Annotated in this window: 1 protein-coding gene; it reads left to right on the top strand. The window is 42.6% G+C overall.

From position 1 onward, the window contains the following. The first annotated feature begins 56 nt into the window (after positions 1–56). Complete coding sequence (locus tag CYP51_RS09255) at positions 57–2,063, top strand: TonB-dependent receptor domain-containing protein (RefSeq protein ID WP_103625208.1); 2,007 nt, start codon at positions 57–59, stop codon at positions 2,061–2,063. Positions 2,064–2,093: the final 30 nt, after the last annotated feature.

Raw genomic sequence — 2,093 nt, 5'->3', positions numbered from 1 at the left:
CAAAATTACGCTATAAAGTTAAAATAGTAATTTTAATAACCAAATTAGGAGAAAATATGAGATTTAAAAGCTTATTTAAACTCTCTCTTGCAGCAAGCGTGGCAGTTTGTGCAAACGCAGCAGGCGAGAGCGTGCTAAGCGGTGTTGAAGTGACAAGCAGCAGTGGCGGATACGGCGTTGATGATATCAAAATTTCAACTAGAAACGCTGGTCTGGTAAAAGACGTGATGAGGGACATCCCTGGCGTCTATGTGGGCGGCACAAACGGCATGAATCAAAAAATTTACATGAGAGGTGTAAGTGACCGCGGTCTAAATATCACGATAGATGGCGCAAAACAAAATGGAAACACTTTTCACCACAACGCCGACTTACTGATCGACCCTGATCTCATAAAGGCAATAGACGTCGAGGTTGGCTCAAGATCGGTCGTAAATGGCTCTGGCGCGCTTGGTGGCTCAGTCGCCTTTAAAACGGTCGATGCAAAGGACTTGCTAGAAAGCGGCGAGAAGATCGGCGCAAAGATAAAGACTGGATACGCCTCAAATAACAGCGAATTTTCTCAAGGTCTTATGCTCTTTACTGCTCCAATTGAAGGGCTTGACTTTATAGCTGCTATTAATCACAAAGGCTATGACTATGGCAAAAGCGGTAATAAAAGAAAGATAGGTGGCGATGGCAACGACCTTAGCTATCTTCTAAAGCTTGGCTATAGCTTCCTTGATGCGCATAGAATTTCTATCTCAAGAGAGCATAATGAATTTAAGGGTCTTTATCCTTTAAGAGCAGAATTTGGCAGCTGGTATAGCGGCTCAAATAGTGTCGATAACCGCAAGTATGAGCGCGACACAACAACGCTAAAATATGAGTATAAGCCTAGCGATCTTTTAAATTTAGATGTGACAGCTTACAACACAAGACACCAAAGGGTTGATAGCTCAAAATGGGGCGTAGAGACAAATGGCATAAATGCAAAGGCAAAAAGCGTAGTCGAGAGCGGTGCTTTGACGCAGACTTTTAGATATGGCGCTGAGTTTTACCAAAGTAAAAATTTCAACAAACCAGACAATCACTACCCAGAAAAGGTAAATAACTACTCTATCTACGCAGAAGATGCGCTAAATTTTAGCTCGCTAACCGTTACTCCTGGCGTCAGATATACTCATCATGAGCTAAAAAGCTATGATGGCAGAGCTGGAAATGTAAAGAGCTACACCTATAAATTTAACGAATTTACCCCAGCGCTTGCGCTTGACTATGAGATCCTTAAAGGGCTTAAAGCATTTGCAAGCTATGCGAGGGTCTTTAGAGGACCTGACGTTATGGAGTCGATGATGGCAAGTGGAAGTAGTAGGGGCAGGGCTTTAAACTGGGCGGCAAATAAAGACCTAAAAGCGACCACTGGCAACAGCTACGAAACCGGTCTTAAATACCATGGCGACATAAGTGAAGCCAGCTCATATAGCCTATCTGCAAAATACTTCATGACAAAATATAAAAATTTAATAGTCGATAACAACGCAGCAGGTGGTGGTGTAAATCAAACTCTAGTCAGGATAAACGCTGGTGGAGCTGATATAAGCGGTGTTGAACTACTTGCAAGGCTAAATTTAGACGCACTAAGCCTAGCTGCTAGCTATACTCACCAAAAGGTAAAATATAAAGATAGGGTCGCTAAACCAAATGGCACCTACTACACCTCAAACATCATCGGCTACCGAGATCAAGGCGATAAATACACATTTAACGCCGAGTACGCATTTTCAAGGATCGATACGCTAATAGGCTACAACCTAATCTACTTTGCATCAAAAAACACCATCTCAGCTGGCGATAATGAAAATGTCAAGATACCAAGCTACGCAGTTAGCGACATCTACGCTACCTATGCGCCAAGTAGCGGTAAATTTAAAGGGCTTGAGATAAATGCTGGAATTTACAACCTCTTTAACAAGGCATACGCTTCGCAGTCTCAACGAACGGCTGATTATACAGGCGATCCAAACTATGTAGACTGGGAGCCAGGTAGAAATTTCAAGGTAAACGTCTCTTATAAATTTTAGCTTTGTGGCAAGGTGAGAGCCTCGCCAAAT

Source organism: Campylobacter concisus (assembly GCF_002912895.1).
GTDB classification, from domain to species: Bacteria; Campylobacterota; Campylobacteria; order Campylobacterales; family Campylobacteraceae; genus Campylobacter_A; species Campylobacter_A concisus_G.
This window is presented reverse-complemented; position numbering and strand designations above follow the sequence as displayed.

Coding starts and splice junctions, on each gene's coding strand:
- CYP51_RS09255 (WP_103625208.1), top strand. CDS start 57: ATGAGATTTAAAAGCTTATTTAAACTCTCTCTTGCAGCAAGCGTGGCA.